We start from the raw sequence: 15,961 nt of genomic DNA, 5'->3' as shown, positions 1-15,961 counted from the left end.
AAAATGATTTCTATTGATCAAAGCGCTATTAAATCTGAAGTTGTCGATTTAGCAAACCTACCTGCACAGGATACTGCGCTAGAAATTCGTAATCTAGACTTACGTTATGGCGATAAACAAGCTCTATTTGATGTGAGCATGAAGATCCCGAAAAACCAAGTGACAGCATTTATTGGCCCAAGTGGTTGCGGTAAATCAACGCTATTACGTTGTATTAACCGAATGAACGACTTAGTTGAAACTTGTCATATTGAAGGTGAGATCTTACTTCACGGCCAGAACATTTATGACAAGAAAGTCGATGTCGCAGCCCTTCGCCGTAATGTCGGTATGGTGTTCCAGCGTCCTAACCCGTTTCCAAAATCGATTTACGAGAACGTGGTTTACGGATTACGCCTACAAGGTGTGAGCAACCGTCGTGAGTTAGATGAAGCGGCTGAACGTTCTCTTCGCGGCGCTGCGATTTGGGATGAAGTGAAAGACCGTTTACATGATAACGCTTTCGGTTTATCTGGTGGTCAGCAGCAACGTCTTGTTATTGCTCGTGCGATTGCCATTGAGCCAGAAGTATTATTACTCGATGAACCGACATCGGCATTGGATCCAATTTCAACGTTAACGATTGAAGAGTTAATCACGGATCTTAAATCAAAATATACTGTGGTCATCGTAACGCATAACATGCAACAGGCTGCACGTGTATCAGACCAAACCGCCTTCATGTACATGGGTGAATTAATTGAGTACGCTGATACCAATACTATCTTTACCACGCCACAAAAACGTAAGACAGAAGATTACATTACAGGTCGTTACGGCTAATTGTACTGGCATTAGTAGCTGATGGCTTAGGTCAATATTTTAAAGAATAAAGGTTGATACAGTAATGGAAAACAAAAGTTTAAATAAGCATATTTCTGGTCAGTTTAACGCTGAATTAGAAGATATTCGTAACCGCGTATTAGCGATGGGTGGCTTAGTAGAGCGTCAGCTTGAAGAGTCACTTGATGCACTTGCATCACTTGATGCCGAACTTGCGCAGAAAGTCATTGATGGCGATCATCGAGTTAATGGCATGGAAGTGGCTATTGATGAAGAATGTACTCGTATTATTGCTAAGCGTCAGCCTGCTGCAAGTGATTTACGTCTTATTATCACAATCGGTAAGACCATTACCGATTTAGAGCGTATTGGCGATGCTTGTGTACGTATTGCTAAAGCGGCTTTAGATAAGCGTTTAAACAATCAGCAGCCATTATTGGTGAGTATTGAAAACATGGGACGTCATGCTACGCGCACGCTTCATGCGACCCTTGATGCATTTGCACGTATGGATGCGGAAAACGCACTAGAGTTGCATAAAGAAGATGCCAAGTTAGACAAAGAGTATGAAGGTATTATTCGTCAATTAATGACCTATATGATGGAAGATCCTCGTTCTATCCCAGCGGTACTAGATGTACTTTGGGCTGCACGTGCAGTTGAGCGTGTCGGTGACCGTTGTAAAAATATCTGTGAATACATTATCTTTTTCGTGAAAGGTAAAGATGTTCGCCATACTTCATATGAAGATATGGAAAAAGATTTAAACATGTAAATCGACAGCTCTATATTCATCGCTATCAGCATATACATGTGATTGTCGATAGTAAGATTAAGCCCCTTTATAGGGGCTTTTTCGTGGCAGCGATTTATTGCGATTACTATTCTTGCAACAGATATTTTGATGCGACAAATGTGTAAAAGCTAGCTCAAAGGAAGTCATCAGTTATCAAGAATGAATAAGAGAATGCTAAATTGGACAAAATGACCTTGTGGAAATAATGATTTTGAGACAGTTTGTCTCAGCAGTTTCTATAACTTATTAAAAAATCGAAATTTTTATGAAATAGGTCACAAATAAAATTTGGCACTTTAATTGCTTTATCTCTATATCCAATCCTTATGGCAAGATATATGAGATGTAAGACCCATAGATTAAATAACGTAAACAAATTTTCAGGAGAACTAAGCGGTGCATTTGCTGACTTAGGCACCTTTCTTCCTTTGGTATTAGGGCTTATCGCACTAAACCAATTTTCCCCACAAGGCATTTTTTTAGGTTTTGGTTGCTTTGCACTCTTTACCGCTTTTTACTATCGCAGGCCTATCCCAATACAACCCATGAAAGTAATCAGTGCTCTGGTGATTGCTGAAGGGTTAACACCAGGCATGTTGCAAGCTTCCGCCATGTTAATGGGGGTAATACTCCTCATACTCGCATACAGCGGCATCATTCAATGGATGGCGAAACAGTTATCGCCAGCTATTAGCATCGGGATCCAATTAGCGATTGGTATTCAATTGATTTGGATGGGCGGCTTTATGATGAGTGAAACATGGGCTGTGGGATTACTCGCTTTTGCTGCATTGTTTCTAAGTCGCTTCATGCCGATGCAATACATTGTGATGCCTCTGGTTATTTTGTTAGGCATTACTTGGCAGTACCTAAGCCAAAGTGCGCCCAATTTTAATTTCGCCCAAGCTGCAACTTGGCAGTTTAGCTGGCCTGATAGTCATGAATGGAGTTCTGCAGCTGTGTTATTGGTATTGCCGCAGCTGGCGCTGACACTAACCAATGCGGTGATCGCTATTTCTGCGATGGCAAAAGACAAGTTTCCCGATGATAGTGACAAATTTACTCCACAGGCTTTTGCTAAAACCTCAGGGTGGTCAAATTTGTTATTGGCTCCTTTTGGCGGTGCTGCTATGTGTCACGGCGCGGGTGGGTTAGCGGTACAGCATCATTTTGGCGCACGCACTTGGTTAGCGCCGACTATTTTTGGCGTCACTTGTTTACTTATTGCAGCGTTTTGGGGGCAGGGCATTGCGACTGTTCTTTCGCTAATTCCGCTTGCGGTGCTAGGGAGTTTGCTCGCAATAGCAGGTACTCAACTTGCTTGGTCAAAGCGTTTTATCGATGGTAAACCTTTTTGTATTTTTGTGATTTTTTCTACGGCGTTAGCTTGTCTTGTTATCAATACTGCAGCTGGTTTAGCTGTGGGAGTTGTTTTAGAGTTAGGACGCCATCAATGGGTGTCATTTTCTGCTTCAAAAAATTAAATATGAGAACAGTAAACTTAATTGAATGTGATTAAGTTCACAAAGTCATGTTTGCTCAATTAGTCATCTCGTATATGCGACATGACTAATGAGCAAATTGTGTTAACATTTTCGCTTAATCTTCTTTCTCGTGAGCTAAATGAAAAATACCCTTTCTCGTGGATTAACCAACTTATTACCTATGGTATTAAGTCTTTGGTTATTTTGGTCGTTATTTATTTCTTTAGATGGCCTAGGTCATTTACTGCTGGATATAGTTGACCTTAATAATACCTTTGTCGGTGCAGGCTTTATTCTAGTCGCCGTATTGGTGTTTATTTCAGGGGTGTTATTTTCGTTTAGTCCATTTGCTTGGTTATATGGCTGGCTAGAACAGCAGTTAATGAAGTTCCCCTTGTTTAAATCGGTCTACGGCAGTATTCGTGATATTGCTGCGTTGATGAAGCGAGATGGAAAGCCCAAAAATCAAAAGACGGTATTAATTAAGCAAGCAAATGGTGGTTATGTTGTTGGGTTTATTATGAATCAAACAGCGCCTAAACCGTTAACTGAAGCTTTACCTGAAGGTGATTGGGTGCCGGTATTATTCCAGTTGAGTTATCAAATGGCTGGTGTGACAAGTTTAGTTAAACGCGAAGATCTCATCGAGGTCGATTGGTCTTTTGAAGATGCAATGCGTTTTAATCTAACTGCTGGTATTTCCATTTCTAATAATAATCCCCCTGTAAAATAGATAATTAACGGTGGTGTGACTATATTTGTAGTCACATATACTTAATTTTCTTTTTACGGTTGCATGAAATCGAAAAATATTAGTTAGCAGTATTATAAGTTAACTTTTTATTTTTAAAGCAGATTTTTAGCGACTTATCGTAACTTATTCTGGTTCTCTATCATGTCAAAGAAGTCGAGTGTTAACCCGCCTGTCTTTTATTCTTCTGTAATACTTATTTTTATGATGGTTCTATTCTGTGCTGTATGGCCAGATAGTGTTAGCCATTTCTTTAAATCTATTCAATCCTGGTTAGAAGTTAAAGCTGGTTGGCTTTATATTCTTGGTGTCGGCATCTTTTTGATATTTATTATCTATGTGATGCTTAGTCGATACGGGGATATTAAGTTGGGCCCAGATCATTCAGTACCTGACTACAGCAACAAGAGTTGGGTGTCGATGCTTTTTTCAGCAGGCATGGGTATTGGCTTAATGTTTTTTGGTGTCGCTGAGCCTGTAATGCATTTTTTGGCTCCGCCAGAGGCAGATCCTGAAAGCATTCAAGCTGCTAAAGATGCTCTGAAAATCACTTTTTATCATTATGGTCTTCATGTGTGGGCTATCTATGCTGTGGTTGCGCTTAGTTTAGCTTACTTTTCATATCGTCATAAATTGCCATTATTGCCAAGATCCGGTTTGTATCCGTTAATCGGTGATCGGATCTATGGTCCTATTGGCCATGCGGTTGATACGTTTGCAGTGTTAGGCACTATGTTTGGTGTTGCGACATCACTTGGTTTTGGTGTTTTACAAGTCAATTCAGGTTTGAGCTATTTAATAGACGGATTCCCGAATACGATTTCCACTCAAGTGTTTTTAACCCTTAGCATTACTGCCATCGCGACAGTTTCGGTTGTAGCAGGGTTAGATAAAGGGGTAAGACGGTTAAGTGAGTTGAATCTCTTTTTAGCATTAATCTTGTTAATAGCAGTATTGTTTTTAGGACCTACGGTAATGCTTTTACAAGCATTCGTGGAAAACACTGGCGGTTACTTTAGCGATATTGTGAATAAAACTTTTAACCTCTATGCCTATGAGCAAAAAGAGGATTGGATTGGTGGTTGGACATTATTGTATTGGGGCTGGTGGATTTCTTGGTCTCCATTTGTTGGTACTTTTATCGCCCGAGTGAGTCGCGGACGTACCATTCGTGAGTTTTTAATGGGTATGTTGTTTGTACCCACAGGGATCACCTTTTTGTGGATGACGGTGTTTGGTAATACTGCCATTGACGCCATTATGAATCGCGGTGCAACTTACTTAGCGGATGCTGTAAGTAATGATGTATCGGTGGCATTGTTTAGATTCTTTGAGTTTTTACCATTTAGCACAGTTTTATCCGTTGTAGCCGTCTTTTTAGTGGTGACCTTTTTTGTGACTTCTTCTGATTCAGGCTCATTAGTCATAGACAACTTAACCTCAGGTGGTGATAGAACTTCACCTGTGTGGCAGCGATTATTCTGGGCGGTTTTACAAGGTGTTGTAGCGTCTGTATTACTCGTTGCTGGTGGTTTACATGCACTTCAAACCGCTGCGATTGCCAGTGCTATGCCATTTTTGATTGTGATGTTTTTGATGTGTATTGGACTATATAAAGCCCTTAAAGATGACCGTTTAAAGCTTGAAAGTGTCCAACAACATAATACTAGCGTCCAATTTGCACAGGCGAATATGAGCTGGAAAGACCGGATTGATGTGCTGGTTTCGCAGCCAAGCCAGCAAGATGCACAAAACTTTCTGGATATGATTGCTAAACCTGCTTTGAAAGAAGTAAAGCAAGCCTTCTTAGACAAAAATGTACCAGCGGTAATTACTCAAGTTAACCAACGGGTATGGCTACTAATAGGCAGTTCTGAAAATGAAACTTCGCCATTTGCCTATGGGCTCCGTATCCGAGCCTTTACGATGAATGGTACTGAAGTCGAGACGTTTGATAGTCATCAAGATTACTACAGAGTAGAAGTGTTTTTAGAGCACGGTGGCCAGCATTATGATGTGATGGGCTATACACAAGAGCAGATTATTGCCGATATCGTTAACCAGTATGAGCGTTATCTGCATTATCAACACCTGTCTAATTCTGAGTTGGTGATGGTTTAATGAATTTTAAAGCTTCTGTAATAAGTGTGATGGCTATAGGCACTGCTTAAATTTAGTCGCTATATAATCGCTATAGCAGAAAACATTGCCTCAAGTGATAACTGAGATTATCCTTGGGGTAATTTTTTGGGCTAATTTATAAAAATTGGTCACTAATGGTTAACAAACAATAGTGGGAAAGTCGATGTCAGGCACTCAAAGTAAACTAGATAAAGTATTAGCGGAAGCGAGAGAGTACAAAGCCAGCCGAGAAAAAGGATATCGCGAACAAGCGTTAAAGCTCTATCCTTGGGTATGCGGCCGTTGTACTCGTGAGTTCACCCATAAGAATTTATCTGAGCTTACAGTGCATCATGTTGATCATAACCATGATAATAACCCATCAGATGGCTCTAACTGGGAGCTATTATGTCTTTATTGTCACGATAACGAGCATTCCCGTTTTGAAGAATTGATCCGTTACGGCAGCACCAAAGAAGTGAAACAAGAAGCTGCGACTTACAATCCTTTTGCTGATTTAAAATCGATGATGAAAAAGTAAGTTATTGCTAAAAACTTAAGGTTTACTATCAGTGTTAAAGTGTTCGCTGAGTTGAATTAAAAGGTTACCTTCGGGTAACCTTTTTTTGGGTTTTAGGCATTAAGCTGCTGAATAAACCGATGTTACAGCTTACCTTCGGCAGCTAGCCATTTGTCTCGGCTGATCACCTGATGGCTATTACCACCTTTAAGTGTTTGTTTGCGCTCAGGCAATAAATCCCAAATTTGTTGTTTCTTTTCGTCACTAGCCTTTCCCCAGCCAACTATTTCATTGATGTGTCTAAAACAACCCATACAAAAGTCGTCATCGTTTAGCCCGCATTTAGCAACGCAAGGTGAGTGCATTTATTCGTCCTATAATTACAAGTCAGGGAGTGATTGGTATTCATTTATCCATCAAAAAACTAGACATAAAGCATGATAAAAATTAGTCTTCGATGAAATTTAATTATTATATATCAACTAGTTAATCTTATTGGTTAACTGTCGCCATTTTGTTTTTTTTGTAACATTAGCGGCGAGTTGGTGTTGGATAAAATTAGCTTAATTGCTACAAGTTGGTGTGGAGAATACCATGAAATCTTGGCTATGTTCAGTAGTAAAGCGCGGGTCTATTATATCGATGGCGGTGTTAAGTTTACTCATTATGACGGGGTGTTCGTTACTTGAAGTGAAACTTGAAAGTGGTGTCGAGCCATTACCTAAAGATCAAATTAACATGCGGATGTTTAGCCGTGAGTTTAGTTACACTTTTTATACTCAAGTAGAAGCCAGTGCTGATCTCATTGCCAATGGCACAGATGATGTCACGGTTATTTCGAATACTTTGATGTGGAAAATTTACTCAGAGCAAAACTTACAGCGTGCGATTTTTCAAGCTTCACCAGTGGCAGCAATGCTGGATACTTGGGTGTTTACCGCACAAATGGAACAGTATTTCTCTGAAGGTGCTGGCAGTGATTTGTTTGGTGAGCAGCAAATCATTGCGATAGAGGCGAGTCAGATATTATCAGCGCAGTTTGCAAAAACGGTCAAAGGATTTGTTGATGCTAGCAGCTACAAAAAACATCAAGCTTTTATTAAGCAATATGTAGCAAAAAATCCAATTAAAGATATTAGTTTTAGTCGAACATCAGCGTTTCAAGATTGGTTAGCTTATAGCAATATTTCTGAGTTTGAAGCGATCACTACTTTTGGCTCAATGCCTGAAGTGATGAGTGATATGTCAGATAGAATGGCCATGACAACTCAGCAAATGCCTAAAATATTAGGTTGGAAAGCCGAGCTATATGCCTTGCATGCAGATGTTAATGCCGCCGATGTAGAACAAGCTCTTAAAAATATCAGCGAAACTACGGTAAAGTTTCAAGCCTTAATGGAACAAACACCAGAAATGATGACACTGTTAGCGTCAGATATGCGCACCGAACTGAGTCCGTTAATTGAGCAGTTAAGTGCAGTGACAGATGATAAACTGCAACAGCTATCAAAAGAGCGTGCTTCGCTTGCGCTGATTATTACCCATGAGCGTGAAGCATTGGTGCAAATGATTACTGATGAGCGAGAAGCAGCGATTCAGGATTTAGATTCGTTAACCCATAAAACCGTTGAATTAGTCTTCAAACAGATCACTGAAATGCTCAAGAGTATGATTGTGTATTTCATTTTGTTCTTAATCGCGGTATTTTTTGCGCCTTTAGGGTTCGGTGTCTGGTTAGGCAAGCGAATGGCGATAAGAAAACAAGCATAGAAGGCTTCAGCATTGTCTATTAGTACTGCTAACACAACGAAACTCTTGCAGATAAGCAAATGGTTAACCTTGCTTAAGCCTTTATGGCAAGTGCAAGCATTTGAGTGCCAATCTTTACCTTGGGAACAAGCATTTCCAAGATTGGCAGATAAAGTGTGGCAAATTGATGATGCTGATATTGATGCGTTAGATGTTGAACAGCAAACGCTCGTGGAATTTTTGTTGCCAAGTGTGGTTGAGGATTTGAACTCAGCCTCGGGTTCAAATTCGAGCTCAAGTTTGACTATTGAGTTTACTGAGCTGAGAAGCTTATTGTGCAATGAGTTTATAGCTAGCACCGGAAATGATAGTAAGTCAGCACTAACAGAAACTGAATTAAGTCACTTTAGTGCCCATATTAAAGGACGTAAGTGGCAACAAATCACTCAGTTTGCTTACCATGTTCCTTTAGATGGATTACCGATTGTAGAGTGGTGTGCTGGTAAAGGACATTTAGGCCGTTATCTTGCTAAAACCCTTCATACCAATGTAACCAGTCTAGAATGGCAACAAAGCCTGTGCGAGCAAGGACAAAATTTTGCTAAACGTTGGCAGTTGCCTCAGCAGTTTTGCTGCACCGATGTATTTAAGTTGGATGAAAATCCATTAAAGACTGAGCAACATGCCGTTGCACTACATGCATGTGGTGACTTGCATGTTCGCTTACTTAATTTAGCCACAGAAGCTGCCACACAGTCGATTTCATTCTCGCCTTGTTGTTATCATTTAATCGAAGCGAAGCAATACCAGCCACTTTCTGATGCGGCTAAACAAGCGAACTTTAGCTTATCTAGACACGATTTACAGCTGCCACTGCAACAAAGCGTGATTGCAAATCAAAAGCAACTCGCCTTAAGGCATCAAGAAATATGCTGGCGCTTAGGGTTTGATAGCTTGCAACGAGATGCGACTGGCAATTCTAATTATCTACCTATCCCAAGTATCAAACGTAGCCAACTCTCAGGTGGTTTTGTCGATTTTTGTCATTGGGCTGCTTCGCAAAAACAAGTGGATATTTCCACGATTAATGATATTGAGGCATATTTCCAAATAGGGCGCGATAGACAACGGCTTACTAGACGGATTGATTTGGTTGCTCACTTGTTCAGGCAGGTTTTAGAGCACTGGTTAATATTAGATAGAGTGTGTTACCTAGAGCAACATCACTATCAAGTTGAGGTGTTTGAATTTTGTTCAAACAGTATTACTCCAAGAAATAGCTTAATTCAGGCTAAAAAAAGATAATTGATATTATCTATGTTCGAAATGTTAGCTAACTCGCTGTTATATAGTTTTAAAATACAATGAAACGGATTTAATTAACTTATGTCGTTGTAAGTTTCTGTCAAATTAACTGTGGTTTAGATAGATTTATCTGCGACTAAAAGTGGTTTTATATTGAATATTTGGGTTTTTCTTGCTCAAATGGCGGGTTAATAACAAATACCAATAAATATGGTTGCTGTAAGCGACCTTAAAGTGAGCGATTGATACGGTTTCATGAAATATTCCCGCGTTTTTATTAATAGTATGGCTTATGAGTTAGCACCCCAAGTGGTGTCTAGCCTAGACCTAGAATCTCGTCTTGCGCCGCTTTATCAAAAGTTTCGTATTCCAATGGGGCAACTTGCTGCATTAACAGGTATTAAAGAACGTCGTTGGTGGCCAAAAGGCTATCGTTTATCTGACGGAGCTTTATGCGCCGCAAGAAAAGCAGTTGATGAAACTGGCATTAGTGTGAACGATTTAGGCGCTGTGGTGTATACCGGCGTTTGTCGTGACCAACATGAGCCTGCAACTGCTTGTCGTGTTGCAGCTGAGCTAGGAGTGTCTAAAGATACTGCGATTTATGATATCAGTAATGCTTGTCTTGGAGTGTTGTCAGGGATTTTAGATATTGCTAATCGCATTGAGTTAGGCCAAATTAAAGCTGGCATGGTGGTTTCCTGTGAATCAGCCCGCGATATTGTGGAAGTGACTATCGACAATATGTTGTCTGATCCTACAATGCAAAATTTTGCTCAATCACTAGCTACATTGACTGGTGGTTCTGGTGCAGTAGCTGTGATATTGACTGATGGCAGTTTGCCTCTTAAAAATACTCGTCAACATCAATTATTAGGTGCGAGCCACTTATCAGCTCCTGAACACCATGAATTGTGTCAGTGGGGGTTACAAGAAACTAGCCAAAAACTTTATCGCGAGTTTATGCGCACTGATGCCGTTACCTTGTTAAAAGAGGGCGTTGATTTAGCTAAGCACACTTGGGAACATTTCTTAACTCAACGTGATTGGGTCGTTGATCAAGTTGATAAAGTGATTTGTCATCAAGTTGGCGCATCAAACCGTAAACAAGTGTTAAATGCATTAGATATTCCTCACGAAAAAGAATACCCAACTTATGAAACATTGGGCAATATGGGCACAGTATCGTTACCAGTCACAGCAGCGATTGCACATGACCAAGGTTTCTTAAAGCTAGGCGATCAAGTGAGCTTTCTAGGAATAGGCAGTGGATTAAACTGTATGATGCTCGGCATCAAGTGGTAGTTATCCAACTGGTTATTTAACAGTATTATAAAAATTATTAGGAAGCATCATGTTAGAGAATCTGTTGCCTTTTGACAGTCATTACTTAGATCGTAATGGCAATAAATTACATTACGTCAATGAAGGTCAAGGCGAACCAGTGGTTATGGTTCACGGTAATCCGAGTTGGAGTTACTACTATCGTAATTTGGTCAGCGCTTTAAGCCCAACTCACCAATGTATCGTGCCAGATCATATTGGTTGTGGTTTATCGGATAAACCCGACGATCCACAATACGATTACACCTTAAAAAATCGCATTGACGATTTAGAAGCTTTGCTAGACCATTTAGATGTGAAAGAAAATATTACCCTAGTTGTTCACGATTGGGGCGGTATGATTGGTATGGGCTATGCCGCTCGCTATCCTGAGCGCATTAAACGTTTAGTGTTTTTAAATACTGCAGCGTTTCATTTACCAGAAACTAAACCGTTTCCGTGGGCATTGTGGGTTTGCCGTGAAACCATTTTGGGGACGTTTTTAGTGAGAGGCTTTAACGCATTCTCATCAATAGCGTCTTATGTTGGCGTTAAACGTCAGCCAATGGCAAAAGAAGTGCGTGAAGCATACGTAGCGCCATTTAATAACTGGAAAAATCGTATTTCGACACTACGTTTTGTGCAGGATATTCCATTAAAGCCTGAAGATCGTAACTACGATTTAGTCACTGAAATCAGTGACAGCTTAGCGAAATTTTCTGATGTACCAACGTTAATTTGTTGGGGACTACAAGATTTTGTATTTGATAAGCACTTTTTAGATAAATGGCGTCAGCACATGCCTCATGCGCAAGTAAGAGAGTTTGATGATTGCGGTCATTATATTCTTGAAGATGCTAGCGAAGATGTCATTGGGCTTATTCAGCACTTTATGGCTGAGCAGCCAAAAGGTTAACGTGTTGACAGCAAAAAAAGGCATCGTAATGATGCCTTTTTATTTTGCTGCTAGAAAAGTTAACACCAATTGTTATCTATGTAGTTAATTTATAATCGTAATTATGACTGTGAGCTTATGACCATAAAAACGGCTAACATATGTCAGCATTTATCTCATGCTGCACAACATTCTCCAACAGATCTTGCTGTCGCCTTGCAAACAGCTCAATCTGGCACTCTTTCGTATCAAGAAATCGACTTTAACAATCTAAATATTGAATCTGATGACATAGCTTATCGGCTGAATGATTTTGGTATTCAAGCTGGTATGAAAGCAGTATTAATGGTGACACCGAGTATCGATTTTTTTGTACTGACTTTTGCTTTATTCAAAGCCGGTATTATTCCGATTTTAGTCGACCCAGGTATGGGTGTTAAAAATCTTAAACAATGTTTTGAAGAAGCACAGCCTGATGTTTTTATCGGTATTCCAAAGGCTAATATTGCCCGAAGACTATTAGGTTGGGGTAAGTCGTCGGTTAAACATAACTTGAATGTGGGCGGCAGCAGTGTTCAACGTTGGTTATCTGGTGCAGAAAGTATTGATCAACTCCCTAAAGCTCAAACCGCAAAGCCTTACTCCGTTAAGTTGCTTGAACATGATGAAATAGCGGCGATTTTGTTTACCAGCGGAAGTACTGGAACACCAAAAGGTGTGGTTTATAGTCATGCAATGTTTGAAGCACAAATCCAAGCATTAAAATTGGATTATGGAATTAAACCTGGCGAACGTGATTTGGCAACTTTCCCATTGTTCTCATTATTTGGGCCAGCATTAGGGATGGCATCAATTGTTCCTGCAATGGATGCAAGTAAGCCAATTACAGCGAACCCTGATTACTTATTTGCAGCGATAGAAAAGTATCAATGCTCAAATATGTTTGTTAATCCAGCGCTGCTTGAGCGTTTAGGTCAGGCAGGAGAGCAAACAGATCATAAACTTAGCAGCGTTAAGCGGGTTATATCCGCAGGTGCGCCAGCGACGATTTCCTCAATTAAACGCTTCAGTCAAATGCTTTCTCCAGATGTTGAAGTGTTGAACTCCTATGGCGCCACTGAATCTTTACCTATCAGCATGATGCCGAGTTCGGCATTATTGGAGACGACTGAAGCCACCGATAATGGCAAAGGAATATGTGTTGGGCGACCTATTGAAGGGGTTGAAATCGCTATCATAGATATAACAGAAGATGTGATTAGCCAGTGGGATGACTCACTCATGTTGCCAAATGGCAAGATAGGGGAAATTGTTGTTAAAGGTCCTATGGTCAGTGGCCGTTATTATCATCGTGATAGCGCCACGGCGATTGCCAAAATTGCTGACATTAACATTGATGGAACAACTATTCGCCACCGAATGGGCGATGTTGGTTACCTTGATGATGAAGGTAAACTGTGGATGTGCGGACGTAAAGCGCACCGTGTAGACAGTGATAAACGCTATTTCTCTATACCTTGTGAGCGAGTATTTAATACTCATCAACAAGTTAAACGCTCAGCATTAGTGGCTATTGAGATTAATGGGACAACAGTGCCGCTATTATGTGTCGAACTTGATAAAGGAATTGTTTGTTCAACCAGCAAAGCTTTATATCAAGACTTGCTCGATATTGCTGACAAGCACCAACATACAAAAGGTATTCATCGCTTTTTAATTCATCCAGATTTTCCAGTTGATGTACGCCATAACGCTAAAATATTCAGAGAAAAACTCAGTGTGTGGGCGCAGAAGCAGTGGAAGGAATAACCTGTGACTATTAGTGATGTGTCAAAAAACAATACTGCTAACCATAAGAGTCCGTTGATGTTTGAAGATCTATTAATACAAGAACAAGCCGCATTGCAGACGCTAAAACCGACGGTAAGTAAGGTTTTTGTGACAGGTGCAGGTGGTTTTTTAGGTAAAACTATTTGTAAAAGACTGCGAGCAGCAGATATTGACGTCGTAGGTTTTGCTCGTGGAAGTTACCCAGAATTAACAGCAATGGGAGTCACTATGATTCAAGGTGATATTGCTGATTACGATAGTTTGTATGCAGCAATGCAAGATTGCGATCTTGTGTTTCACGTCGCCTCTAAAGCCGGTGTTTGGGGAAGCAGAGAAAGCTATTTTGACCCAAATGTTAATGGCACTGCTAATATTATTCGAGCTTGTAAAGCACTGGATATCAAGCGTTTGGTTTATACCAGCACGCCAAGTGTCACCTTTGCTGGTGAAGATGAAGCAGGCATTAATGAGTCAGCCCCTTATGCTGAAAAATTCCTAAACTATTATGGGCATTCAAAAGCCATTGCTGAAAAAATGGTGCTTAATGCCAATACTTCAGAGCTCAAAACCACCGCGTTAAGACCACATTTAATTTGGGGTCCTGAAGATCCTCACCTTGTACCAAGGGTAATTGAACGTGCCAAAATAGGTAAACTAAAGTTAGTCGGCAAACAAGATAAATTGGTAGACACCATTTATGTAGACAACGCCGCTTATGCTCACATTCTTGCCGCAAATGATTTAAACGCTGCAGCTAATTCCGCAGGTAAGGCTTACTTTTTAAGTAATGATGAGCCAATAACCATGGCAGCAATGCTTAATAAAATCTTGGCTTGTGTTGATATAGCTCCTGTCACAAAACGTGTGCCTGCTGGTGTTGCTTATACAGCGGGGGTTGTTTTAGAAACTGTCTACGGCCTGCTCAAAAAACAGCAAGAACCTATTATGACGCGCTTTGTTGCTCGCCAACTTTCAACTTGTCATTATTTTGATATCAGTGCAGCCAAACAAGACTTTGGTTACCAAGCCCTAATCAATATTGATGAAGGCATGAAGCGACTAAAGCAGTCGCTATAACCGTTTATCCTAAACGAGGGGTTTAATAAACTTACATGGATTGCCGGCATATACACCATTGCCGGCAATATCTTTGGTGACAACGCTTCCAGCACCTATCACCGCTTTATCACCAATAGTTATGCCAGGCAAAATAGAAACATTTCCCCCAAGCCAGACATCATTACCTATAACGATGGGTTTACCGTATTCTGTTGAGCGCCTTTCGATTGCATCAAGAGGATGAGTTGCAGTGGAAAGCATCACGTTAGGGCCAAACATGACATTATTGCCAACCTTTACCTTGCAAACATCTAATATGACTAAGTTATGATTAGCATAAAAGTTATCACCAACTTCGATATTAATGCCGTAATCACAGAAAAAATTAGCCTCAATATGACACTTACCCTTTGGTGAAATCAGTGCGTTAATAATTTGATTACGCTTATCATTCTCAGACGGACAAAGTTGATTAAACTGATGGCATAACTTTTTGGCATTGGCTCTTAATGCCAGTAATTCAGGTTCCCACGCATCATAGGCTTGACCTGCTAGCATCTTCTCTTTTTCTGTCATCGTGATTTCCAGTTAAGTTTATATACTCAGTAAAAACTTTTCGGACTGTCTGTATATATAGGTTTGAAGTTTATAGCTTCATATAAATACAAAGTAGATTGCTACTAGACCTAAGTTGGCTATTCAGCACGTTGTGACCCAAGCAAAATAGTCACCATTATGATGCCTGTTAATTGATTACAATGGAAAAACTAATGATTATCTTACGCTCATTTTTACAATTGTTTTTGCTGGCTATTACCACTTTAGCTGTGATAACCAACAGTCATGGGGCTTCAGTGGGTAAATCACATGAACCTTTCATTGGTCAAAACCCGCTTATCGGTAGTTGGCAGTTAGTATCAGGGGCATATTTGAATGATAAAAACCAATGGATTGATTATCGAGATTTAAACCTCACGGCTATTAAAGTTATTTCGAAAACGCACTTTAGTTTTACTACTATGAAATTAGAGTCAGCTGTCCAAACTTTTTGGGCTGCAGGTACAGGTAAGTATCAACTAACAAAACAACACTATATTGAATTTCCAACTTTAAATTCGTTTAACGTCAAACAAGGAGAGTCATTTAAGTTTTCTTATCATATAGATGGGAATGAATGGCATACCAAACGTTATGAGGGTGGTCAATTATCTGAAAAAGAAGTTTGGAAAAAGCTGGACTGATGGGAGTTACAGCTAAGTTGTAACACTTGATTTACAAATTGAGTGTGTATAAAAACATCTATAAG

At 40.1% G+C, this 15,961-nt stretch carries 15 protein-coding genes; 13 read left to right on the top strand and 2 right to left on the bottom strand.

Annotated features, from left to right (window positions below):
• Nucleotides 1–3 precede the first annotated feature (3 nt).
• The 6 genes from pstB to QPX86_RS12965 all read left to right on the top strand — a co-directional run bounded on the left by pstB (nt 4) and on the right by QPX86_RS12965 (nt 6,515).
• On the top strand, nt 4–822 hold the full coding sequence (pstB, locus tag QPX86_RS12990) for a phosphate ABC transporter ATP-binding protein PstB (RefSeq protein WP_220755339.1): 819 nt from the start codon (nt 4–6) through the stop codon (nt 820–822).
• A 64-nt stretch (nt 823–886) separates the two neighbouring features.
• Nucleotides 887–1,597, top strand: a complete 711-nt coding sequence (gene phoU, locus QPX86_RS12985; protein WP_220755338.1) for a phosphate signaling complex protein PhoU — start codon at nt 887–889, stop codon at nt 1,595–1,597.
• A 359-nt stretch (nt 1,598–1,956) separates the two neighbouring features.
• Nucleotides 1,957–3,102 (top strand): putative sulfate/molybdate transporter, encoded by a 1,146-nt coding sequence (locus QPX86_RS12980; RefSeq protein ID WP_220755337.1) that lies wholly within the window; start codon nt 1,957–1,959, stop codon nt 3,100–3,102.
• Between the two features lie 139 nt (nt 3,103–3,241).
• Complete coding sequence (locus QPX86_RS12975; RefSeq protein WP_220755336.1) at nt 3,242–3,835, top strand: DUF502 domain-containing protein; 594 nt, start codon at nt 3,242–3,244, stop codon at nt 3,833–3,835.
• A 162-nt stretch (nt 3,836–3,997) separates the two neighbouring features.
• The gene (locus tag QPX86_RS12970) at nt 3,998–5,974 is read left to right on the top strand and encodes a BCCT family transporter (RefSeq protein WP_220755335.1); all 1,977 of its coding nucleotides are present in this window, start codon (nt 3,998–4,000) and stop codon (nt 5,972–5,974) included.
• Nucleotides 5,975–6,158: 184 nt separating this feature from the next.
• Nucleotides 6,159–6,515 carry a YajD family HNH nuclease gene (locus QPX86_RS12965; RefSeq protein ID WP_220755334.1) on the top strand — a complete coding sequence of 119 codons (357 nt, stop codon included), beginning with the start codon at nt 6,159–6,161 and terminating at the stop codon, nt 6,513–6,515.
• Nucleotides 6,516–6,637: 122 nt separating this feature from the next.
• On the opposite strand, the gene QPX86_RS12960 is transcribed toward QPX86_RS12965, so the two are convergent.
• On the bottom strand, nt 6,638–6,859 hold the full coding sequence (locus QPX86_RS12960) for a DUF1289 domain-containing protein (RefSeq protein ID WP_220755333.1): 222 nt from the start codon (nt 6,857–6,859) through the stop codon (nt 6,638–6,640).
• A gap of 229 nt (nt 6,860–7,088) precedes the next feature.
• Between QPX86_RS12960 and QPX86_RS12955 the strand changes: the two genes are divergently transcribed.
• The 6 genes from QPX86_RS12955 (at nt 7,089) to oleD (ending at nt 14,673) form a co-directional block, all read left to right on the top strand.
• The gene (locus QPX86_RS12955) at nt 7,089–8,264 is read left to right on the top strand and encodes a magnesium transporter CorA family protein (protein WP_259651395.1); all 1,176 of its coding nucleotides are present in this window, start codon (nt 7,089–7,091) and stop codon (nt 8,262–8,264) included.
• A gap of 12 nt (nt 8,265–8,276) precedes the next feature.
• The gene (locus QPX86_RS12950; protein ID WP_285162938.1) at nt 8,277–9,548 is read left to right on the top strand and encodes a methyltransferase; all 1,272 of its coding nucleotides are present in this window, start codon (nt 8,277–8,279) and stop codon (nt 9,546–9,548) included.
• A 255-nt stretch (nt 9,549–9,803) separates the two neighbouring features.
• Nucleotides 9,804–10,853, top strand: a complete 1,050-nt coding sequence (locus QPX86_RS12945; protein ID WP_220755332.1) for a 3-oxoacyl-ACP synthase III — start codon at nt 9,804–9,806, stop codon at nt 10,851–10,853.
• 49 nt (nt 10,854–10,902) lie between these two features.
• Nucleotides 10,903–11,787 (top strand): alpha/beta fold hydrolase, encoded by an 885-nt coding sequence (locus QPX86_RS12940; protein ID WP_220755331.1) that lies wholly within the window; start codon nt 10,903–10,905, stop codon nt 11,785–11,787.
• A 117-nt stretch (nt 11,788–11,904) separates the two neighbouring features.
• On the top strand, nt 11,905–13,575 hold the full coding sequence (gene oleC, locus QPX86_RS12935; RefSeq protein ID WP_285162937.1) for an olefin beta-lactone synthetase: 1,671 nt from the start codon (nt 11,905–11,907) through the stop codon (nt 13,573–13,575).
• A gap of 57 nt (nt 13,576–13,632) precedes the next feature.
• A complete protein-coding gene (gene oleD / locus QPX86_RS12930; RefSeq protein WP_285165169.1) occupies nt 13,633–14,673 on the top strand; it encodes a 2-alkyl-3-oxoalkanoate reductase in 1,041 nt (346 codons plus the stop codon).
• 9 nt (nt 14,674–14,682) lie between these two features.
• On the opposite strand, the gene QPX86_RS12925 is transcribed toward oleD, so the two are convergent.
• On the bottom strand, nt 14,683–15,231 hold the full coding sequence (locus tag QPX86_RS12925; protein ID WP_285162936.1) for a sugar O-acetyltransferase: 549 nt from the start codon (nt 15,229–15,231) through the stop codon (nt 14,683–14,685).
• 182 nt (nt 15,232–15,413) lie between these two features.
• On the opposite strand from QPX86_RS12925, the gene QPX86_RS12920 reads away from it, so the two are divergent.
• The gene (locus tag QPX86_RS12920) at nt 15,414–15,896 is read left to right on the top strand and encodes a hypothetical protein (protein ID WP_285162935.1); all 483 of its coding nucleotides are present in this window, start codon (nt 15,414–15,416) and stop codon (nt 15,894–15,896) included.
• Nucleotides 15,897–15,961 lie beyond the last annotated feature (65 nt).

Source organism: Shewanella goraebulensis (assembly GCF_030252245.1).
GTDB lineage: Bacteria > Pseudomonadota > Gammaproteobacteria > Enterobacterales > Shewanellaceae > Shewanella > Shewanella goraebulensis.
The sequence above is the reverse complement of the archived record's forward strand: the minus strand, read 5'-3'. Positions and strand labels throughout refer to the sequence as shown.